Genomic DNA, 18,644 nt, shown 5'->3' on the forward strand with positions numbered 1-18,644 from the left:
GCCTTGTTATAGAAGGCTTTCAGCCAGTTTCAGCGAAAAGATCTGTCAGACGAACCGCACCGAATGCCGCGCATTGTAGCCGCATGATTCAGGACTCACTACTAAGTGTTTCGATGGGCAGAGCGGCGGATCAGGCCGATGACCGGTAACAATCCAACCAGAACCAGGGTCAGCGCTGGCAATGAGGCCCGTGCCCATTCGCCTTCGCTGGTCATTTCAAAGATGCGTACGGCCAGCGTGTCCCAGCCAAACGGGCGCATCAGCAGGGTCGCGGGCATTTCCTTGAGCACATCGACGAACACCAGCAACGCTGCGCTCAGCGTGCCGGGCAGCAACAATGGCAGATACACTTTGAAAAACAGTCGCGGCCCACTGACACCCAGGCTACGTGCCGCTTCAGGCAAAGATGGCCGTATACGCGCCAGACTGCTTTCCAAGGGTCCGTAAGCAACTGCGATGAAGCGCACCAGATAGGCCATCAGCAGCGCCGCGAGACTGCCGAGCAGCAACGGTTTGCCCGCACCGCCGAGCCAGCCTGAAAGCGGGATCACCAGCTCGCGATCCAGATAACTGAACGCCAGCATGATCGACACCGCCAGCACCGAACCCGGCAAGGCGTAGCCAAGATTGGCCAGACCAACACCGGAGTTGATCGCCTGCGTGGGTGCCAAGCGCCGGGCAAACGCCAGCAGCAAAGCAACGCTGACAGTAATCAACGCGGCCATGCCGCCCAGATACAGGGTGTGCAGAATCAGCCCGGCGTAGCGTTCATCGAGATCGAAACGCCCACGCTGCCAGAACCAGACAATCAGTTGCAGCACCGGAATGACGAAGGCGCAGGCGAACACCAGGCCGCACCAGCTCATCGCCGCGAAAGCCTTGAGTCCACGCAAGTGATACAGCGCTTTCACCCGAGGTCGCTCGTTACTTGCCCGGTTGGCGCCACGCGCGCGACGTTCGCCGTACAGCACCAGCATCACCACCAGCAACAACAGACTGGCCAATTGCGCGGCACTCGGCAGGCTGAAGAAGCCGTACCAGGTCTTGTAGATTGCCGTGGTGAAGGTGTCGAAGTTGAACACCGACACGGCACCGAAATCTGCCAGGGTTTCCATCAGCGCCAGCGCCACGCCTGCACCGATGGCCGGACGCGCCATGGGCAACGCCACCCGCCAGAAGGCTTGCCACGGCGACTGGCCAAGTACCCGCGCGGCTTCCATCAGGCCTTTGCCCTGCGCGAGAAACGCGGTGCGCGCCAGCAGGTAAACATAGGGATAGAAGACCAGCACCAGCACGATAATCACCCCGCCGGTGGAGCGTACCCGTGGCAGGCGCAGACCGGTGCCGAACCATTCGCGCAGCAGGGTCTGTACGGGACCGGCGAAGTCGAGCAGGCCGACGAAAACGAAGGCCAGCACATAGGCGGGGATGGCGAAAGGCAGCATCAGCGCCCAGTCGAGCCAGCGCCGCCCGGGGAATTCGCAGAGGCTGGTGAGCCAGGCGAGGCTGACACCGAGCAGCGTCACACCGACACCCACGCCGACGACCAGCGTCAGGGTGTTGCCCAGCAGGCGTGGCATCTGGGTTTCCCACAGGTGCGACCAGATTTGTTGATCGATGGTTTGCCAAGAGAGCAGTAGAACGCTCAGGGGCAACAGCACCAGCGCGGCGATGGCGAAGACGATGGGGTACCAGCGGCGTTGGGCGGGGTGGGCCACTTTTGGGTCTCTGGAGGGAATGGGGTGTTCTTGGATGAGGTGTTTCAGGTTGAGATTGCTGCCCTCACCCTAACCCTCTCCCAGAGGGAGAGGGGACTGACCGAGGTGCTCTTTCGATTTACGCCGACCTGAATTATCGAGCCGAACTCAAGTGTCGAAAACAACACAAGTCGGCTCCCTCTCCCTTGGGAGAGGGCTGGGGTGAGGGGCTGGTTTTTGAATCAAACAAATCTTTCGAAACGATTCAGTTCCAGCCCGCCCGATCCATCATGCGGATCGCCTCGGCCTGACGCTTGCCCGCCACTTCCACCGGCAAGGTATCTGCGATGAACTTGCCCCACGCCGCCACTTCTGCCGAAGGCGCCACCGCCGGGTTGGCCGGGAACTCTTGGTTCACGTCAGCGAAAATCTTCTGCGCCTCAGGCGTGGTCATCCACTCAACCAAAGCCTTGGCCGCTTCCGGGTGCGGCGCATGTTTGGTCAGGCCAATGCCCGACAGGTTCACGTGCACACCGCGATCGGCCTGATTCGGCCAGAACAGTTTTACCGGCAACTCCGGCTTCTGCTTGTGCAGGCGACCGTAGTAGTACGTGTTGACGATGCCAACGTCGCACTGCCCGGCATTGATCGCTTCGAGCACCGCAACGTCATCGGAGAACACGTCGGTGGACAAGTTGTTGACCCAGCCCTTAAGGATCTTCTCGGTCTTTTCGGCGCCATGGACTTCGATCATGGTTGCGGTCAGCGACTGGTTGTAGACCTTCTTCGCCGTACGCAGGCACAGGCGCCCTTCCCAGTTCTTGTCCGCCAGTGCTTCGTAGGTGGTCAGTTCGCCCGGTTTCACCCGTTCGGTGGAGTAGGCGATGGTCCGCGCACGCAGGCTCAGGCCGGTCCAGGCGTGAGTCGACGAGCGATATTGCAGGGGAATGTTGGCGTCGATGGTTTTCGAGGTGAACGGTTGCAGAATGCCCATCTGCTCGGCCTGCCAGAGGTTGCCGGCGTCAACGGTGAGCAGCAGGTCGGCGGTGGCGTTTTCACCTTCGGCCTTGATGCGCTGCATCAGCGGCGCTTCCTTGTCGGTGATGAACTTGATCTTCACCCCGGTCTTGGCGGTGTAGGCATCGAAGACCGGTTTGATCAGTTCATCGATGCGCGACGAGTAAACCACCACCTCATCAGCGGCCTGGGCCGTGGTGCTACCGATCAGGGTCAGGGCCAGTGCGGTCAGAAGACGCTTGGGTGCCAACATGGGAGTGGTCTCTCGGTCGGGAAATGTGGGCCAAATGATAAGGACTCACATTTACCACCTCAATCGAACTCTTTTTGAAGGAGTTACCAGATGTTGCACAGCCTGAAATTTGTGGTGTCGGTTCTGACGCCTTCGCGAGCAAGCTCGCTCCCACAGAGTTCGAGGTGTTCACAAAATTGATGTTTCACACCGACCACTGTGGGAGCGAGCTTGCTCGCGAAGGGGCCATCAGCCTTAATGAAGAGGTCAGGGTTTGGCGAGGGCTGGAAGGTCCCCGGTCAAGCCAAGAGCCTCACGCACAAACAGCGCCTTCGCCTCCGGCATCTGCTCCACCAGCTTCAACCCGGCATTACGCAACCAGCGCACCGGCAACGGGTCGGCCTGGAACAACCGCTCAAAGCCCTCCATCGCCGCCATCAATGCGAGGTTATGCGGCATGCGCCGACGCTCGTAACGGCTCAGCACTTTCACATCGGCCAGACGCTCACCGCGCTCCGCCGCCTGCAACAGCACTTCGGCCAACACCGCCGCATCGAGGAAGCCAAGGTTCACACCCTGCCCCGCCAACGGGTGAATGGTGTGCGCCGCATCGCCGATCAGCGCCAGGCCTTCGGCCACGTAACGCTTGGCATGACGCTGACGCAGTGGCACGCACAGGCGCGGATCAGCACTGATCACTTCGCCCAGACGACCTTCAAAAGCGCGTTCCAGCTCCCGGCAGAAATCCGCTTCATCCAGCGCCATCAAGCGCTCGGCTTCGCTCGGCGTGGTCGACCAGACGATCGAGCACCAATCCTGCTGCCCGTCGCGTTCCAGCGGCAGAAACGCCAACGGCCCGTGATCGGTAAAACGCTGCCACGCGGTCATCTGGTGCGGTTTACTGCTGCGCACACTGGTGACGATGGCGTGATGCAGATAATCCCACTCGCGAGTAGCCACCCCGGTCAAACGGCGAACCGCCGAGTTCGCACCGTCAGCGGCAATCACCAGCGGCGCGCGCAACTGACGACCATCGGCCAGCGTCAGCAGCCAGTCATCGCCCGAGCGGCGCATCTGTTCCAGCCGCGCATTGGCCAGCATGCCCAGATCACAATCGTGCAAGCGATCGAGCAAGGCGTCCTGCACCACACGGTTCTCGACGATATGGCCAAGCACCTCGGCGTGCACACTGCTCGCCGAGAAATGGATCTGCCCGGTGCCGCTGCCGTCCCACACGTGCATGTCGGTGTACGGGCTGCTACGGCGTTTGGCGATGCCTTCCCACACGCCAAGGCGTTCGAGGATTCGCTGACTGGCGGCCGACAAGGCGCTCACTCGCGGCTCAAACGCGGCTTGGGCGTCGAACGGTTTGACGCTCAACGGGCTGCCGTCAAGCAGGAGGACTTCGAGCCCGCTGTCCTGCAACGCCAGCGCCAAAGCGCTGCCGACCATTCCGGCCCCGACAATCAGCAGATCTGCGCGCATTTCCATGCTTTAAGCCTGTCTCGCTTGCGGCTTGAGCCGCACGTAAAGGGTTTTACCGACCCGCGCCACCAGATTGCCGGCGCCGTCATGAATGTCGACCTGCAACTGCGGCAGGTATTTCTCGCCATTGGCGGTCTGCCGGCGAATCTCGGCGAGCAAGGTCTCGTCGATATTGAAACGAGCGAACACCGGGCCTTTGCCCGGCGCGATGAAATCGATGTCGGCAGCCTTGTCCCAGACGATGTAACGCGAGCCGAGGTTTTCCATGAGCATCAACATGAAGAACGGATCGACCATCGAATACAGGCTGCCGCCAAACTGTGTGCCGACGTAGTTGCGGTTGTACCAGCCCAGCCCCATCGACACCTGGACGTCGCGGAAATCATCGCTGATGTGCCGAACCCGCACCCCGGCGCCGAGGTACGGCGGGTAGAACGTCATGACCCAGCGCATCAACCGCGCCTTGCCGAATTTAGCGGTCAGCCACTTAAGCATCCGGACGCGTTCCCAAGCCCATGGCCTGACGGGCAAACCAGCGCTTGGCCGGTGGCAGCAGATCAAGGCCGAGCAGGCCGATATTACGGCCCAGCGAAACCAGCGGCTGCGTGCTGCCGAACAGGCGCGTGACCTGATCGGAGAAACCGACGGTGAGATCCTGATCGAGACGCTGACGCTCGCGATAAGCCTGCAATGTGGCGAAGTCGCCCAAAGGTATGTCACTCGCCAGCAATGCAGCGGCCAAGGCATCGGCATCCCGCAGCGACAGGTTGAAACCCTGGCCGGCAATCGGGTGCAGGCTGTGCGCCGCATTGCCGAGCACGGCCAGATGCGAGCGCACCTGCTCTTCGGCCTCGACCAGCGTCAGCGGATAAAGATGCCGCGCGCCAACCTGTTTCAACGTGCCGAGGCGATATCCGAACACGCCCTGCAATTCGCTGAGGAAATCGCGCTCGCTCAAATCGGCCAGACGCTGCGCGTCCATGCCCAAACGGGTCCAGACCAGAGCACAGCGGTTTTCCGGCAGTGGCAGCAGCGCCATCGGCCCTTCGTCGGTGAAGCGTTCGAAGGCCATGCCATTGTGCGCTTCGCTCGGGGTGATGTTGGCGATCAGCGCGCTCTGGTTGTACGGACGCTTGCGCACGTTGATACCCAACTGCTCGCGCAGACCGGAGCGACCGCCATCGGCGAGCACTGCAAGGTCGCATTCGAGCGTGGTCTCATCGTTGAGGGTCAGGCGATAGCCGTCGGGCAGCGGTTCCATGCGCGTGACTTCCGCCGGGCAGCGCCAGCTGATCACGTCTTTATCGATGTGCTGCCACAGGCACTGGCCGAGCCAGGCGTTTTCCACCACATAACCGAGCGCTGGCACACCCTCTTCCATCGCTGACAAACGCGCGGTGGAGAAACGCCCACGGTCGGAGACGTGAATCTGTTTGATCGGCTCGGCACGGCGGGAGATTTCCTGCCACACGCCCAAGCGTTGATAAATCTGCCGCGAACCGAAGGACAGCGCCGACGAGCGTGCGTCGTAGCTCGGCTGCCAGCTGTCGCCGGGAGCGAACGGCTCGATCAGCACGATCTTCCAGCCACGCGCCTTGGCCCCGGCCTGCAAGGCCAACGCCAGACTGGCGCCGACCAGACCGCCACCGATGATTGCCAGATTGACTCGACTCATGCCGCGTGTGTCCTTGCTTGCGCCATCAGCGCTTCGATTTCAGCGACGGTTTTCGGCACGCCGCTGGTGAGGATTTCACAACCGGTTTTGGTCACGACCACGTCGTCCTCGATGCGCACGCCAATGCCGCGCCATTTCTTCGCGACGCTCTGATTGTCCGGGGCGATGTAGATGCCCGGTTCCACGGTCAGCGCCATGCCGACCTCCAGCACGCGCCATTCGCCGCCGACCTTGTACTCGCCAACGTCATGCACATCCATGCCCAGCCAGTGACCGGCGCGGTGCATGTAAAAAGCTTTGTAGGCTTCGCTGGCGATCAACTCGTCGACCTCGCCCTGCAGCAATCCAAGCTTCACCAGCCCCGTGGTAATCACTCGAACCGTGGCTTCGTGCGCCTGATTCCAGTGCTTGTTCGGGGCGATTTCGGCGAATGCGGCTTCCTGCGAGGCTAGCACCAACTCGTAGATCGCTTTCTGCTCGGGTGAAAACTTGCCGTTGACCGGCCAGGTGCGGGTAATGTCGCTGGCATAGCAGTCGATCTCGCAACCGGCGTCGATCAACACCAGGTCACCGTCCTTGAGCACCGCGTCATTCTGCTGGTAATGCAGGATGCAGCTGTTGCGCCCGGCGGCGACGATCGAACCGTAGGCCGGCATCTTCGCCCCGCCCTTGCGGAATTCGTAGTCGAGTTCGGCTTCGAGGCTGTACTCGTGGAGCCCGGCACGACTGGCCTGCATCGCGCGGATGTGGGCTTGCGCCGAAATCCGTGCGGCTTCGCGCATCACCTTCACTTCTGCCGCCGATTTATACAGGCGCATGTCGTGCAGCAGATGATCCAGGGCAACGAATTCGTTCGGCGGCTGGGCGCCAAGGTGCGCTTTAGAGCGGATCACGTTGATCCAGTCCATCAGGTGACGATCAAATTCGGGGTTGCTGCCCATCGCCGAATACACCCGGTCACGGCCTTCGATCAGGCCCGGGAGGATGTCGTCGATGTCGGTAATCGGGAAGGCGTCGTCGGCGCCGAAGTCGCGGATCGCGCCTTCCTGCCCTGCGCGCAGGCCGTCCCACAATTCGCGTTCGGCATTGCGCTCACGGCAGAACAGCACGTACTCGCCATGCTCACGGCCGGGCATCAGGAGAATGACAGCCTGCGGCTCGGGAAACCCGCTGAGGTACTGGAAATCACTGTCCTGACGGTAGACATGCTCGACGTCGCGGTTGCGAATAGCGACCGCGGCGGCCGGCAGGATCGCGATGCTGTTGGGTTCCATCTGCGCCATCAGGGCCTTGCGGCGACGGCTGTATTCCGCTTTCGGGATATGGGTCATGGGCAGATGGCTTTCCCTGGCACGCGATTAATGCAGCGACGGCTTGGCGGCTGGCGGCACGTCGGTTTTCTTGGTTTCCGAGAACAGCAGCAGCGGCGCAACGCGCAGGTACTCCATGACTTCCATGTAGTCGGTCTCGCCGTCTTCGGATTCTTCGAGGGCGTCTTGCACCTGGGAAATGGCAGCCAGATCCTGCAGCACTTCGGTGGCTTCAGTGCTGAGCATGCTGCTGTCGCGGCAGTTCAGGCCGAAACCGCTGAGGAAGCCCTGGCACCACTCGCCCAGTGCAGCGGCGCGATCGGCCAGCGGGGCGTCATCGGTCGGCAGCAGCAGAACGACAGTGACGTCGTCGCCGGTCAGCTCGCCTTTGACCATCTCTTGCAGGCCGATCAGGGCGTTGCGGACGTTGTCCTGGATGTCGCCTTCGAGCAGTTCGGCGGCGTCGATCAACCAGCCTTCGTTATCGAAGCCGGCACCGGCGCAACTGCGCCCGAGCAGCACGCCGTGCAGTTCGGCAGGCGAGACGTTGTGGCCGCTGGAGGTCAGCAGGGTGGCAAAGGCTTGGTACGGGGAATTCGCAATGGTCATGGGCAGCTAGGCGCCAGACGGCGCTATGTCTAGAATGAAGGCCTTGTATCCTACATCGACAGACTCGCCAAGACTATTAAAGGCTGTCCGCCAGCTAACCCATCAGACAGTGAAACCAATGGAAGACAACGACCTGCAAGCGCTGATGGCCAGACTCGAACTGCTGATTGGCCGAGTCGAGCAACTAAAGAGTCAAAACGCACTCTTACTAGCTCAGGAAAAAACCTGGCGCGAGGAACGCGCTCACCTCATTGAAAAAAACGAAATCGCCCGGCGTAAGGTCGAATCGATGATTTCGCGCCTCAAGGCCCTGGAGCAAGACTCATGAGTTCAAGCAATAGCGTCACCGTGCAGATCCTCGATAAAGAGTATTCGATCATCTGCCCGCAGGAAGAACGCAGCAATCTGGTCAGCGCCGCCCGCTACCTCGATGGCAAGATGCGCGAAATCCGCAGCAGCGGCAAAGTCATCGGTGCCGATCGCATTGCTGTGATGGCCGCGCTGAACATCACCCATGACCTCTTGCACAAAGAAGAGCGCCCGGATATCCAGGCCAGCGGTTCGACCCGTGAACAGGTGCGTGACTTGCTCGATCGTGTCGATTTGGTCCTCGCCGACGATCAGAACACCACCAAGGGCTGATTCAACCGGCCGCTTGCGGTATACTCGCGGCACTCCCTGGGGTGCTTGCCAGTTGACGATGTCCCTGAGCCGATTCGCACTACCCTGGAAGTTGCACGTTGGGCTGGTGTGCATGTCCGCTAGACGGAAAGCCTTAAAGTCTACTGCATCTTCCACCTTGAACTTTCGGGTTCAAGGGCTAAGTTGACAGCGGTTCATCCGGGGAGCCTGATTCGAATCCGATGTCGGTGAAAACCGCCATCGGATTTTTTATGCGTACGTTTTTGCATCCATCCTGCCGAAGCCGAACCATGACCGAACCCGCGCTGCTGCCCCGCCCGCAACTCCGCCGCCTGCTGCGCAAGGCACGCCGCTCACTGAGCAAAAGCGAGCAACGCCAGGCCGCCAAAGGCTTGTACCGGCAATTGGCGCAAGACCCGCATTTTCGCCGGGCCAAACATATCTCTCTGTACCTGCCCACCGACGGTGAAATCGATCCGCGTCTGTTGCTGCGTGAAGCACAGCGTCGGGGCAAAGCAACATACCTGCCGGTGCTCAGCGCCTGGCCGCGAACCAAGATGGTTTTCCAGCGCATTCGTCCCGGCGAAAAACTCAAACCCAATCGCTTCCGCATTCTCGAGCCGAGCGCCAATCTGGCGCAGCAACGCAAGGTCTGGGCGCTGGATCTGGTGTTGTTGCCACTGGTGGGTTTTGACGATGTTGGAGGGCGACTGGGGATGGGCGGCGGCTTCTACGATCGCAGCCTGGCGTATCTGGCGCGGCGCAAAAGCTGGCGCAAGCCGACGCTGCTGGGCCTGGCCCATGAATGTCAGAAGGTCGAACGCTTGGCGCAGGCGAGTTGGGATGTACCGTTACAAGGCACGGTCAGCGACAAGGCGTGGTATTTCGCAGGATAGGACGCCGCGCAGATCAGCGGCGTCGAAAAACCAGTGTCAGCGCTTGAAGGCTGTCGACTGTTGTACTTGTTGCGCGACTTCAATCGGCGCGTCTGCCTTGTTCGACCACAGGCTCTGCGCGTAACCGGTGGTCACAACGCCCAGACCAAACAAAATGACCAAAGTCCATAGCAAATCCGGTTTGCGTTTCATCGATTGCCCCCCTCAAGGCACATCATCACGATGACAGCAGCGGTTTCCGTTCGTAGGCCGTGCAGCAGCGTCAAGCTTTAAAGGCGGGCATTTTGCGACAACGTGAACCTGCGCGCAAACGCTGACGTCAACCGACTGTCGGTTTGTCATAAAATTGCCCGACAACCTGCCCAATGACCGCTTCAGGAGCAAAAAACCATGGCCTATTGGCTGATGAAGTCCGAGCCCGACGAACTCTCGATCAAAGGTCTGGAAAAACTCGGCACAGCGCGCTGGGACGGGGTTCGCAACTATCAGGCGCGCAATTTTCTGCGCTCGATGGCAGTAGGCGATGAGTTCTTTTTCTATCACTCCAGCTGCCCGGAGCCGGGAATTGCCGGAATCGGCAAGATAATCGAGGCGGCGTACCCGGATCCCACCGCACTGGAGCCGGAGAGTCATTACTTTGATCCGAAGGCTACGCGGGAGAAGAACGCGTGGAGTGCGATTGACGTTGAACACGTCGAGACGTTTGCCCGGGTGTTGAAGCTGGATTATCTGAAGCAGCAGACCGCGTTGGCCGAGATGCCGTTGGTGCAGAAGGGTTCGAGATTGTCGGTGATGCCGGTGACGCTGGAGCAGTGGACTGCTGTCATAGCGCTCAAACCCTGATTCATTTGCGCCTGATAAATCGCTTTCGCGAGCAGGCTCGCTCCCACAGTGGATTTGTGGTGATGCACATTTTTGCATTCACCGAATAACCCTGTGGGAGCGGGCCTGCTCGCGAAGAGGCCCGCCCGGACAACAAATGACTTACTGAATGATCAGGTTGTTAAACAGCAGATCTTCAACCACCGGCTTGCCGGTCTCGTCATTCATCACTTGCTGGGTCTGCTTCAACGCTTCCTGACGCAGCTTCTCTTTACCTTCGATGCTGCCCATCGCCTCGGTGGTCTGCTGCGTAAACAGCGCCACCAGCTGATTGCGGATCAGCGGCTCGTTGGCCTTGACCAGTTTGCTCGCCTCTTCGCCGGTCACACGCAGCGCCACATCGGCCTTGTAGACCTTGAGCTTCGGTGTGCCGTCCAGCCCGTAGTTGCCCACGAACGGCGGGCTCAGGGTGATGTAGCTTACCTTCGGCGCCTCGCCTTCTTTGGCTTCTTCGGCCAGCGCTGCCACAGGCAGAGACAGGGCCAACAACAACATGATCCACGCTTTCACAATTCGCTCCTTATCCGGTTTGCGGCCTAGCATAACGACCCGCCGCGCAAGCACAAGCTTATGGCTGACTATCAGGGCCGGGCATGCTCGTTGACCGGTTGACTGACACACCTACACTTATCGGCCATCACTCCCAAAGGAATAGCCCTGATGAAAGCCGTGCTGTGCAAAGCCTTCGGCCCTGCCGAATCGCTGGTGCTGGAAGACGTCGCCAGCCCCGCCCTGAAGAAGAATGAAATCCTGCTGGACGTGCACGCCGCCGGGGTCAACTTCCCGGACACGCTGATCATCGAGGGCAAGTACCAATTCAAGCCGCCCTTCCCGTTCTCGCCCGGTGGTGAAGCGGCAGGCGTAGTGCGCGAAGTCGGCGAAAAAGTCAGTCACCTCAAGGTGGGTGACCGGGTCATGGCCCTGACCGGCTGGGGCAGTTTCGCCGAACAGGTCGCGGTGCCGGGCTGTAACGTGCTGCCGATTCCGCCGTCGATGGACTTCAACACCGCCGCCGCCTTCAGCATGACCTACGGCACCTCGATGCATGCGCTCAAGCAGCGCGCCAACCTGCAAGCAGGCGAAACCCTCCTAGTGCTTGGTGCTTCCGGCGGTGTCGGCCTGGCTGCCGTGGAAATCGGTAAAGCCATGGGTGCCCGCGTGATTGCTGCCGCCAGCAGTGCCGAGAAACTCGCGGTGGCCAAGGCTGCCGGCGCCGATGAGTTGATCAACTACAGCGAAACCAGCCTCAAAGACGAAATCAAACGCCTCACCGACGGCCAGGGCGCCGATGTGATTTACGACCCGGTCGGCGGTGACCTGTTCGATCAAGCCATTCGCGCCATCGCCTGGAATGGTCGCCTGCTGGTGGTTGGCTTCGCCAGCGGACGCATCCCGGAACTGCCGGTCAACCTCGCCCTGCTCAAAGGCGCGGCAGTGCTCGGCGTGTTCTGGGGTTCCTTCGCCCAGCGCCAGCCGCAGGACAACGCGGCGAACTTCCAGCAGTTGTTCGGCTGGTTCGCCGAGGGCAAGTTGAAACCGCTGGTGTCGCAGGTGTATCCACTGAGCAATGCGGCGCAGGCGATCAATGATCTTGGCCAGCGCAAGGCTGTGGGCAAGGTGGTGGTGCAAGTGCGCTGAGTAACTGCCTCGTCACAAAGCCAGAGCTATCCGACTGGGTAGCTCTGGCTTTTTTATGCGCACAGCAAATTCGACGCCCCTTGCAACACTCTTTATTAATTTGGCGGTAACTATATACCGCAGTCATTTCGGCAAATATCGATAACTTGATGCCATACAGACACAAGGAGTAACTGTATGAGCGATCAAAACTGGCGTCCGGGCCACTTAGACTTACCCACAACTCACGTCATAGCAAACGAGAAACAGACCTACTCTACAACCAATGATGGTGGCGGATATGATGCAAGAGCACGCAACAACACCTTAAGACCAACCGCAGCCAGAGATTCTTTAAAACAACGAGCGCCAATAGACAGCGACTACCAGCAAAAACTGATCAACCTTCCTGATCAGATCCAGATGGAGATCTCAAACTCTGGCGCTATTCGCTCGACGACAATCCTCACAACAGATCCAGCAAGTATCGCGCATGACAAGGTAATCATCGACAGGCTGACACAACAAAAGTCTCAGCTTTTACAAAATAGCCTGGCAGAAGCAAACTCGTTTTATGGTAGTGACCCGCACAATAAATCCGAAAAAGAATATATAAACGCGTTCAATAGTTATCTCCAACAGGACCGCCGCCCGGGTGAGACTTACCAACATTGGGTAAGAGCCTACTCCGCCGGCTATACGGCGAAACTTTATTCCGAGTCCATCCGTTTATTGAATGAGCGGTCTCATCAGCTTGGTGCTGCTTATATGAGTGCACTTGCTCGTCAGGAAGCAGAACGACAAGCGCAAGCCGCAGCTCTGGCTTTGAGAGCAAAAGCCGAGGCCGAGCATGCGGCGAGAGTCGCAACGCAGATTGCGAAAGCAAAGGCCGATGCTGAGTACGCGGCCAGCATCGCGGCGCAGACTGCGAAAGCAAAAGCCGATGCTGAGTATGCAGCCAGAATCGCGGCACAGATTGCGCAGGCTGAACACGAAGCGAGGGAAGAAGCACTGTGGGAAGCGGAAAAAAAGAAAGCAAAAGAGCGAGTGAGAAAGCGTGAAGCGAAAAAACAGGCCGAGCGGCGAAAAAAAATAGAGGTAGCGTCAAAGGTTGCCGCTGACTTTGACTCGATGCTGAACCAATTCACTCAGAACCGGCCAGAGGATATCGACGAGAAGCTGCTGTGGATGAAAGACCGATACCAAGGGCTCCGAGCCAAATACCTCGAAGTGTCCAAAGCCGAGAACGCGGTCGGAGGTTTTTACCGGGCACCGGGAAAGGAAAACCGCTGGAACGCTTTGAATAACGTTCAGAACGAAATCAAGACGTTAATTCGTCTGAAACACAAGATCGAAATTGTACAAATACCCCCAGCTAGCGGCGCAATCATCGCTGTTCGACCACTGGTTAGCACCACAGACGGACTGATTGCCGGGTTTGAGGGGTCGCCATTTTCTCTCAATAATGCGCTGAGTACTCTAAACAGCTTACGCACAGCGATCACAAGTGGCCCTATAAGCACATTTCTTGCGTTGGTTTTCTACTCACCATCATTGGGAAATGGTGAGATTCAGCGCAACCCTATAGTCCTCACCATCCCGCTTGCGCAACTAGACCCTGACAAAAACCACGAGCGCATAGGTCGCCCCGCAACCCTCTATGGAATTAGCAGACGCGTGACGTCGTCCATTCGAGGAGACCATACACAGCTTATTCTTGAGTCAACTGATTACAGTTTTCCGGTAAGAGTTCGGCAGGCAGTTCTGGACTCCACGACAAATCAATACACCTTCACGACAGAAGGTTTGGTGCCGATCACACTGACCTGGACACCGAAATCTCCTCCCGGGATTGCCAACTCCAGCAGCACCGAATTGCCGATCACGCAATCCCCAATCCGGATTTACCCTGGCGCTCGAGTTACACAAGTTGATGCCCGGCTGGATGAGCATCCTGCATGTAGCCATGATGATCCGGATGATTACATTCTGGAGTTTCCGATAGAGTCGGGGATCGAATCCATCTACATGATGGCCACTCGTGGTGGCCCTCGGTATGAGCCGGGGACGGCTACAGGCAAGGGGCAAGAAGTCGGCGAAAATTGGTTGGCCGGCGCGACACAACCAAATGGCTCCCCAGTCCCTACACAGATTGCCGATCAGTTGCGTGGTCAAGATTTCAGGAGTTTTGACAGATTCAGAGAGAAATTCTGGCGCTCGGTCGCTGCTGATCCGAAACTTTCCAAGCAATTCAGCAAAGCTGATCTCAAGTTATTAACGAACGGTGCGGCTCCCAGCACTGACGAGGTAGACTCTGTTGGCCGAAGGGACAAATACGAAATTCACCACATAGAACATATCAAAGACGGCGGCGAAGTTTATAACATTGACAATTTAACTGTAATAACCCCTAGCGCGCATATAGAACTGCACAAGAACGGTATAAAGCCATGAAATTAAAAGATAAATTTGAAGACTATACCGAAGCTGAATTCCTGCTTTTTGTGACGGAATTTTTTGAAGATACAAATGGACTTACCGGCGACGCACTAAGTGCATACACAAGCAATCTCGCACTTCATTTTGAAAAAATAACTGAGCACCCGAAAAAGCGCGCCGTTATATTTCGCCCGACACCCGACCGCGAAGACAGTCCCGCAGGAGTCGTAAAAGAAATCAAAGAATGGCGCAAAGCAAACGGAAAATCCGGCTTTAAACCAGAGTAATGCGACGAAACAGCGCCACACAGTGGCGCTGTTTCGCATCAAGGTCAAAACAAATCACGAATCTCCGAAGGCAAAAGACTCACATACTTACGCGAAGGGCTATCCCGGCACCCTCGCACAATAACCGGAATGCGCTTGTTCAATTTGGCAATCATCGCCAGTCGCTGCTCATCCGGTAGCTGAGACTTGTGGAAGATATTGGAAAGGTAGGCCCGGGTGTGCACGAACACCGTTGTATCGATCCACGAATATTCGGCAATGTTTGCGAGATTCTCGTTGATGGTGCGGCATTTCAACGCTTTGAGTTGTTGGTTGACGTGGATGGGTTGATCCAGATCAAGCCTGAACACCATGGGCGCGATAATGGTCTTTTCAGCGGGTTTATCACCCTCTATCGCCCAAGGCTTGAAGCGCCACTGGGCAACGGCGACTCTGACCGCTTCAGATAATTGCGGATGGTCACTGCTAAGAATATTGATCTTGCTGATCGAGCCATCGGCGTGGGCAATGAAGCTGATCTGCACCTCCCCGGTGACTCCCGCCCTGAACAGAGCCAGAGGGTAAGTCGGTTTCGGATTATTTTCAGGTATCAAAAAAACTTCGGATGCGTGCACCCACCCATCGACCCACAACAGACACATTACAAAAGCCCACCGCATGATCCCCCCTTCGCAACTGAAAGCCTCTTCCGGCAACAGCACAAAGGTTACGGAGCAATGGCTTCTAACTGAATGGCGCAGCTTCGCCTTTAGGCGCAGGACATTTCCTAATTGCCAACGGTAAATTGGGTAAAAAATCTGCACGAAGGATCGCCGGTAACTTTTCTGACGGACGTTTAGCCGCCACTTGCGTCCGCAATGTCGCCCGGCATCAGATGCTCCTGAATCTTCTCGCTACGCGACTGGATTAACTGCCCCTTGTCATCGAAGCGCAGAACAATCAGCCAGTCATAAACATCCACCGGCCACTTGGGCTGGCCGATCAGCGCCGGGCCATCGCCGCCGAAAGCGGCAATCAGTTTATTGATGTGGCCGTGGTGCCAGGCGATCAGCACGGTTTTCGCCTGATTGCTGGCGCGCAGTTGCTTGACCAGTTGGTCGACGTCGTTATTGGCGAACGGCTGTTCGATGGGCAGTTGCAGGCGTTGTGACAGTGGGATCAGCGTTTGCCGGGGGCGGATGCTTTGCGCGCTGTCAGCGGTGGCGATCAGGCGTTGCGGGGTGAGTGTTTCGTCACCCAGTTTCAGCGGGGTGAAATAGTCGGCGTACGCGGCGGCGCGTTGCTGGCCCTGCGCGTTGAGCTCTCGACCCACGTCAGGTTTTTCCGCATGGCGGACGATCAGTACGGTGGTATTGCGCAGTCCCGATGCGCCAGCTCCGTGGGCGAAACTCAGCACCAGCACCGAAACGGTGACGACGGCCACCATCAACAACCTCGGCAATAACCTGCGCACATTCGGAGCCATCGTTTATCTCTGCGATCAGTTAATTCACTGAGCGTGAGTCTAAGACACCACCTTCATAGAGCGACAAAAACGCCCTGTTCTTACAGCTGAGCGACAGGTTCGTAAAGGAACGCGCGACTTCCAACATTTTCCGCTGTTTGGTCGATGCGAACCGGTGCTATTTTCGGTAACGAAACTGTAACATTCGCATCCGCAGTCAAAACAAGAAATCTGGAGCTCTTGAATGTTTGCTTTCTTTCGTCCTGCCGCACATCAGGCTCCATTGCCTGAAGAAAAAATAGACAGCACGTACCGACGCCTGCGCTGGCAGATTTTCGCCGGTATTTTCTTTGGCTACGCGGGTTATTACCTGCTGCGCAAAAACTTCTCCCTGGCCATGCCGTACCTGATCGACGAAGGCTACAGCCGCGGTGATCTGGGTCTGGCGATGTCGGCGATCGCCATCGCGTATGGCTTGTCGAAGTTCCTCATGGGCCTGGTGTCCGACCGTTCCAACCCGCGTTACTTCCTGCCGTTCGGCCTGCTGGTGTCGGCCGGGGTGATGTTCATTTTCGGTTTCGCACCTTGGGCAACGTCCAGTGTGACCATGATGTTCATCCTGCTGTTCATCAACGGCTGGGCCCAGGGCATGGGTTGGCCGCCGAGTGGCCGGACCATGGTGCACTGGTGGTCGCAGAAGGAACGCGGCGGCGTGGTGTCGGTGTGGAACGTGGCGCATAACGTCGGTGGCGGCCTGATCGGCCCGCTGTTCCTGCTCGGCATGGGTCTGTTCAACGACTGGCACGCGGCGTTTTATGTTCCGGCAGCGGTAGCGCTGGGCGTGGCGGTATTCGCCTTCATCACCATGCGTGACACCCCGCAATCGGTCGGCCTGCCGCCGATCGAGAAGTACAAGAACGATTACCCGGAAGGCTACGACGCCAGCCACGAAGACGAATTCAGCGCCAAGGAAATCTTCGTCAAATATGTGCTGCGCAACAAAATGCTCTGGTACATCGCCATGGCCAACGTCTTCGTCTACCTGCTGCGCTACGGCGTGCTGGACTGGGCGCCGACCTACCTGAAGGAAGCCAAGGGTTTCACCGTCGATAAAACCTCGTGGGCCTATTTCTTCTACGAGTGGGCGGGGATTCCGGGCACGCTGCTGTGCGGCTGGATGTCGGACAAGATCTTCCGTGGCAACCGTGGCCTGACCGGCATGGTGTTCATGGCGCTGGTGACTGTCGCGACGCTGGTTTACTGGCTGAATCCGGCCGGCAACCCGACCGTCGACATGATCGCGCTGTTCTCGATCGGCTTCCTGATCTACGGCCCGGTGATGCTGATCGGCCTGCAGGCACTGGAACTGGCGCCGAAGAAAGCCGCTGGCACCGCTGCGGGCTTCACTGGCTTGTTCGGTTATCTCGGTGGCTCGGTCGCGGCCAGTGCGGCGATGGGCTACACCGTTGACCATTTCGGCTGGGACGGTGGTTTTGTCCTGCTGGTCGGCGCTTGCCTGCTGTCGATGGCCTTCCTGGCCCCGACGCTGTGGCACAAGCAAGTTGCCAGTCAGAGCCGTGAAGCGGTCGCTTGATCCGACTGTGATTTACAGCGCTTGAGCCGCGCCTCCAGATTGCGGTCTGGCATGGCGTGGCTGCGCAGGGCGTGTGCGGTCTGCTCGACATAATCGCGAGTAGTGCCGTAACGCCCGCTGGCGCTCTCGAACACCTGGCTCAGCACATGATCCGGCAAGTTGCCGGCATAGCTGGGCAGGTGTCGCTCCAGAACGAATCCCAACGCTTGCACCTGAGTGCCGTCTTCGAGCCGGCAGTTGAGCCAGTGTGGCCGATAGGATGGCACCGGCATCTCGCGTTTCCACAAGGCGTACAGCGCCGCATCGAGATTGTCTTCCGGCAAGCGATAGGCGAAGCCGCTGCACGAACCGCCACGATCCAGACCAAATACCAGACCGGGCATTTCCGGCGTACCGCGGTGCTCGTGCGACCACAGGTACAAGCCGCGATGGTAGCCATGCACGCGTCCGCGCACCCGCTCCACTGCCGAACACTCCGGCCGCCAGATCAGCGAACCATAGGCGAACAGCCACACCGGCCCGCCCTTGTGGCGCGCCATGGTCGATTGCATGGAAGCGAGAAGTTGTTCGTGCGTCAGCTGCGGCCCAAGATCGAGCCGCGGAGGGTAATTCAAATTCAGAAAAGCGTTTTCAATGGCGCTCATGGCGAATAGCGTTCAGCTCCCCGCGGGTGAAGAATTACTTAATAGAACGCACCGCTGTAACAATAAGGCACATATGTTTTAAGGCAATTTGAGTGCCATGGCACAGTTCTTAATTGATTGCCTGATTGATATATAACCTAGCGGTATTTATGCAATTACATAAATACCGATCGG

The 18,644-nt window shown here is 58.4% G+C and carries 20 protein-coding genes and 1 other RNA gene; 9 read left to right on the top strand and 12 right to left on the bottom strand.

The genetic code is table 11. The features are described 5' to 3' along the window. Nucleotides 1–101: 101 nt before the first annotated feature. From F8N44_RS00840 to F8N44_RS00870, 7 genes are all read right to left on the bottom strand, one after another. Nucleotides 102–1,718 (bottom strand): ABC transporter permease, encoded by a 1,617-nt coding sequence (locus tag F8N44_RS00840; protein WP_150648962.1) that lies wholly within the window; start codon nucleotides 1,716–1,718, stop codon nucleotides 102–104. A 244-nt stretch (nucleotides 1,719–1,962) separates the two neighbouring features. Continuing rightward, nucleotides 1,963–2,967 carry an extracellular solute-binding protein gene (locus tag F8N44_RS00845; protein WP_150648963.1) on the bottom strand — a complete coding sequence of 335 codons (1,005 nt, stop codon included), beginning with the start codon at nucleotides 2,965–2,967 and terminating at the stop codon, nucleotides 1,963–1,965. A 246-nt stretch (nucleotides 2,968–3,213) separates the two neighbouring features. Continuing rightward, a complete protein-coding gene (locus F8N44_RS00850) occupies nucleotides 3,214–4,431 on the bottom strand; it encodes a 2-octaprenyl-3-methyl-6-methoxy-1,4-benzoquinol hydroxylase (RefSeq protein WP_191630845.1) in 1,218 nt (405 codons plus the stop codon). Between the two features lie 9 nt (nucleotides 4,432–4,440). Next, a complete protein-coding gene (locus tag F8N44_RS00855; protein WP_127930175.1) occupies nucleotides 4,441–4,926 on the bottom strand; it encodes a DUF4442 domain-containing protein in 486 nt (161 codons plus the stop codon). Next, on the bottom strand, nucleotides 4,919–6,106 hold the full coding sequence (gene ubiH / locus F8N44_RS00860; RefSeq protein ID WP_150648965.1) for a 2-octaprenyl-6-methoxyphenyl hydroxylase: 1,188 nt from the start codon (nucleotides 6,104–6,106) through the stop codon (nucleotides 4,919–4,921). The genes F8N44_RS00855 and ubiH overlap by 8 nt, the downstream gene beginning before the upstream one ends. Continuing rightward, nucleotides 6,103–7,437 (bottom strand): Xaa-Pro aminopeptidase, encoded by a 1,335-nt coding sequence (gene pepP / locus F8N44_RS00865; protein ID WP_150648966.1) that lies wholly within the window; start codon nucleotides 7,435–7,437, stop codon nucleotides 6,103–6,105. Before pepP ends, ubiH begins: the two co-directional genes overlap by 4 nt. A 27-nt stretch (nucleotides 7,438–7,464) precedes the next feature. Beyond that, nucleotides 7,465–8,025, bottom strand: a complete 561-nt coding sequence (locus F8N44_RS00870) for a YecA family protein (RefSeq protein WP_016985920.1) — start codon at nucleotides 8,023–8,025, stop codon at nucleotides 7,465–7,467. Nucleotides 8,026–8,143: 118 nt separating this feature from the next. Here F8N44_RS00870 and F8N44_RS00875 point away from each other — a divergent pair, with 118 nt between their 5' ends. The 4 genes from F8N44_RS00875 (at nucleotide 8,144) to F8N44_RS00890 (ending at nucleotide 9,563) form a co-directional block, all read left to right on the top strand. Beyond that, nucleotides 8,144–8,353 (top strand): TIGR02449 family protein, encoded by a 210-nt coding sequence (locus F8N44_RS00875; protein WP_016985919.1) that lies wholly within the window; start codon nucleotides 8,144–8,146, stop codon nucleotides 8,351–8,353. After that, the gene (locus F8N44_RS00880; RefSeq protein ID WP_034151990.1) at nucleotides 8,350–8,667 is read left to right on the top strand and encodes a cell division protein ZapA; all 318 of its coding nucleotides are present in this window, start codon (nucleotides 8,350–8,352) and stop codon (nucleotides 8,665–8,667) included. Before F8N44_RS00875 ends, F8N44_RS00880 begins: the two co-directional genes overlap by 4 nt. Before the next feature lie 30 nt (nucleotides 8,668–8,697). After that, nucleotides 8,698–8,876, top strand: a non-coding RNA gene (ssrS, locus tag F8N44_RS00885) — 6S RNA. Nucleotides 8,877–8,957: 81 nt separating this feature from the next. Continuing rightward, the gene (locus tag F8N44_RS00890) at nucleotides 8,958–9,563 is read left to right on the top strand and encodes a 5-formyltetrahydrofolate cyclo-ligase (RefSeq protein WP_150648967.1); all 606 of its coding nucleotides are present in this window, start codon (nucleotides 8,958–8,960) and stop codon (nucleotides 9,561–9,563) included. Nucleotides 9,564–9,599: 36 nt separating this feature from the next. On the opposite strand, the gene F8N44_RS31235 is transcribed toward F8N44_RS00890, so the two are convergent. Further along, entirely contained in the window at nucleotides 9,600–9,755 is a 156-nt protein-coding gene (locus F8N44_RS31235) for a hypothetical protein (protein ID WP_016985917.1), read from the bottom strand. A 198-nt stretch (nucleotides 9,756–9,953) separates the two neighbouring features. On the opposite strand from F8N44_RS31235, the gene F8N44_RS00895 reads away from it, so the two are divergent. Beyond that, nucleotides 9,954–10,406, top strand: a complete 453-nt coding sequence (locus F8N44_RS00895) for an EVE domain-containing protein (RefSeq protein WP_150648968.1) — start codon at nucleotides 9,954–9,956, stop codon at nucleotides 10,404–10,406. Between the two features lie 141 nt (nucleotides 10,407–10,547). On the opposite strand, the gene F8N44_RS00900 is transcribed toward F8N44_RS00895, so the two are convergent. Then, nucleotides 10,548–10,955 (bottom strand): flagellar basal body-associated protein FliL, encoded by a 408-nt coding sequence (locus F8N44_RS00900; RefSeq protein WP_026000663.1) that lies wholly within the window; start codon nucleotides 10,953–10,955, stop codon nucleotides 10,548–10,550. Between the two features lie 150 nt (nucleotides 10,956–11,105). On the opposite strand from F8N44_RS00900, the gene F8N44_RS00905 reads away from it, so the two are divergent. The 3 genes from F8N44_RS00905 to F8N44_RS00915 all read left to right on the top strand — a co-directional run bounded on the left by F8N44_RS00905 (nucleotide 11,106) and on the right by F8N44_RS00915 (nucleotide 14,788). Then, complete coding sequence (locus F8N44_RS00905; protein WP_150648969.1) at nucleotides 11,106–12,083, top strand: NADPH:quinone oxidoreductase family protein; 978 nt, start codon at nucleotides 11,106–11,108, stop codon at nucleotides 12,081–12,083. Between the two features lie 177 nt (nucleotides 12,084–12,260). Beyond that, on the top strand, nucleotides 12,261–14,516 hold the full coding sequence (locus tag F8N44_RS00910; protein ID WP_150648970.1) for an S-type pyocin domain-containing protein: 2,256 nt from the start codon (nucleotides 12,261–12,263) through the stop codon (nucleotides 14,514–14,516). Further along, on the top strand, nucleotides 14,513–14,788 hold the full coding sequence (locus F8N44_RS00915; protein WP_150648971.1) for a bacteriocin immunity protein: 276 nt from the start codon (nucleotides 14,513–14,515) through the stop codon (nucleotides 14,786–14,788). Before F8N44_RS00910 ends, F8N44_RS00915 begins: the two co-directional genes overlap by 4 nt. Nucleotides 14,789–14,832: 44 nt before the next feature. Here F8N44_RS00915 and F8N44_RS00920 read toward each other — a convergent pair whose 3' ends face one another. Then, complete coding sequence (locus F8N44_RS00920) at nucleotides 14,833–15,447, bottom strand: energy transducer TonB (protein WP_150649216.1); 615 nt, start codon at nucleotides 15,445–15,447, stop codon at nucleotides 14,833–14,835. A gap of 176 nt (nucleotides 15,448–15,623) precedes the next feature. Then, on the bottom strand, nucleotides 15,624–16,253 hold the full coding sequence (locus F8N44_RS00925) for a flagellar basal body-associated protein FliL (RefSeq protein WP_150648972.1): 630 nt from the start codon (nucleotides 16,251–16,253) through the stop codon (nucleotides 15,624–15,626). 223 nt (nucleotides 16,254–16,476) lie between these two features. On the opposite strand from F8N44_RS00925, the gene glpT reads away from it, so the two are divergent. Beyond that, nucleotides 16,477–17,826 carry a glycerol-3-phosphate transporter gene (gene glpT / locus F8N44_RS00930; protein ID WP_007911178.1) on the top strand — a complete coding sequence of 450 codons (1,350 nt, stop codon included), beginning with the start codon at nucleotides 16,477–16,479 and terminating at the stop codon, nucleotides 17,824–17,826. Here glpT and F8N44_RS00935 read toward each other — a convergent pair. Beyond that, the gene (locus tag F8N44_RS00935) at nucleotides 17,802–18,470 is read right to left on the bottom strand and encodes a gamma-glutamylcyclotransferase (RefSeq protein ID WP_127930181.1); all 669 of its coding nucleotides are present in this window, start codon (nucleotides 18,468–18,470) and stop codon (nucleotides 17,802–17,804) included. The two genes, glpT and F8N44_RS00935, sit on opposite strands and share 25 nt — an antisense overlap. Nucleotides 18,471–18,644: the final 174 nt, after the last annotated feature.

This window comes from Pseudomonas fluorescens (genome assembly GCF_902497745.1).
Lineage (GTDB): Bacteria > Pseudomonadota > Gammaproteobacteria > Pseudomonadales > Pseudomonadaceae > Aquipseudomonas > Aquipseudomonas fluorescens_BM.

What these genes read in the sequence shown, in the direction of transcription:
- F8N44_RS00845 (WP_150648963.1), bottom strand. Translation starts at nt 2,967, where the DNA reads ATGTTGGCACCCAAGCGTCTTCTGACCGCACTGGCCCTGACCCTGATC.
- F8N44_RS00850 (WP_191630845.1), bottom strand. Translation starts at nt 4,431, where the DNA reads ATGCGCGCAGATCTGCTGATTGTCGGGGCCGGAATGGTCGGCAGCGCT.
- F8N44_RS00855 (WP_127930175.1), bottom strand. Translation starts at nt 4,926, where the DNA reads ATGCTTAAGTGGCTGACCGCTAAATTCGGCAAGGCGCGGTTGATGCGC.
- ubiH (WP_150648965.1), bottom strand. Translation starts at nt 6,106, where the DNA reads ATGAGTCGAGTCAATCTGGCAATCATCGGTGGCGGTCTGGTCGGCGCC.
- pepP (WP_150648966.1), bottom strand. Translation starts at nt 7,437, where the DNA reads ATGACCCATATCCCGAAAGCGGAATACAGCCGTCGCCGCAAGGCCCTG.
- F8N44_RS00870 (WP_016985920.1), bottom strand. Translation starts at nt 8,025, where the DNA reads ATGACCATTGCGAATTCCCCGTACCAAGCCTTTGCCACCCTGCTGACC.
- F8N44_RS00875 (WP_016985919.1), top strand. Translation starts at nt 8,144, where the DNA reads ATGGAAGACAACGACCTGCAAGCGCTGATGGCCAGACTCGAACTGCTG.
- F8N44_RS00880 (WP_034151990.1), top strand. Translation starts at nt 8,350, where the DNA reads ATGAGTTCAAGCAATAGCGTCACCGTGCAGATCCTCGATAAAGAGTAT.
- F8N44_RS00890 (WP_150648967.1), top strand. Translation starts at nt 8,958, where the DNA reads ATGACCGAACCCGCGCTGCTGCCCCGCCCGCAACTCCGCCGCCTGCTG.
- F8N44_RS31235 (WP_016985917.1), bottom strand. Translation starts at nt 9,755, where the DNA reads ATGAAACGCAAACCGGATTTGCTATGGACTTTGGTCATTTTGTTTGGT.
- F8N44_RS00895 (WP_150648968.1), top strand. Translation starts at nt 9,954, where the DNA reads ATGGCCTATTGGCTGATGAAGTCCGAGCCCGACGAACTCTCGATCAAA.
- F8N44_RS00905 (WP_150648969.1), top strand. Translation starts at nt 11,106, where the DNA reads ATGAAAGCCGTGCTGTGCAAAGCCTTCGGCCCTGCCGAATCGCTGGTG.
- F8N44_RS00910 (WP_150648970.1), top strand. Translation starts at nt 12,261, where the DNA reads ATGAGCGATCAAAACTGGCGTCCGGGCCACTTAGACTTACCCACAACT.
- F8N44_RS00915 (WP_150648971.1), top strand. Translation starts at nt 14,513, where the DNA reads ATGAAATTAAAAGATAAATTTGAAGACTATACCGAAGCTGAATTCCTG.
- F8N44_RS00920 (WP_150649216.1), bottom strand. Translation starts at nt 15,447, where the DNA reads ATGCGGTGGGCTTTTGTAATGTGTCTGTTGTGGGTCGATGGGTGGGTG.
- F8N44_RS00925 (WP_150648972.1), bottom strand. Translation starts at nt 16,253, where the DNA reads ATGGCTCCGAATGTGCGCAGGTTATTGCCGAGGTTGTTGATGGTGGCC.
- glpT (WP_007911178.1), top strand. Translation starts at nt 16,477, where the DNA reads ATGTTTGCTTTCTTTCGTCCTGCCGCACATCAGGCTCCATTGCCTGAA.
- F8N44_RS00935 (WP_127930181.1), bottom strand. Translation starts at nt 18,470, where the DNA reads ATGAGCGCCATTGAAAACGCTTTTCTGAATTTGAATTACCCTCCGCGG.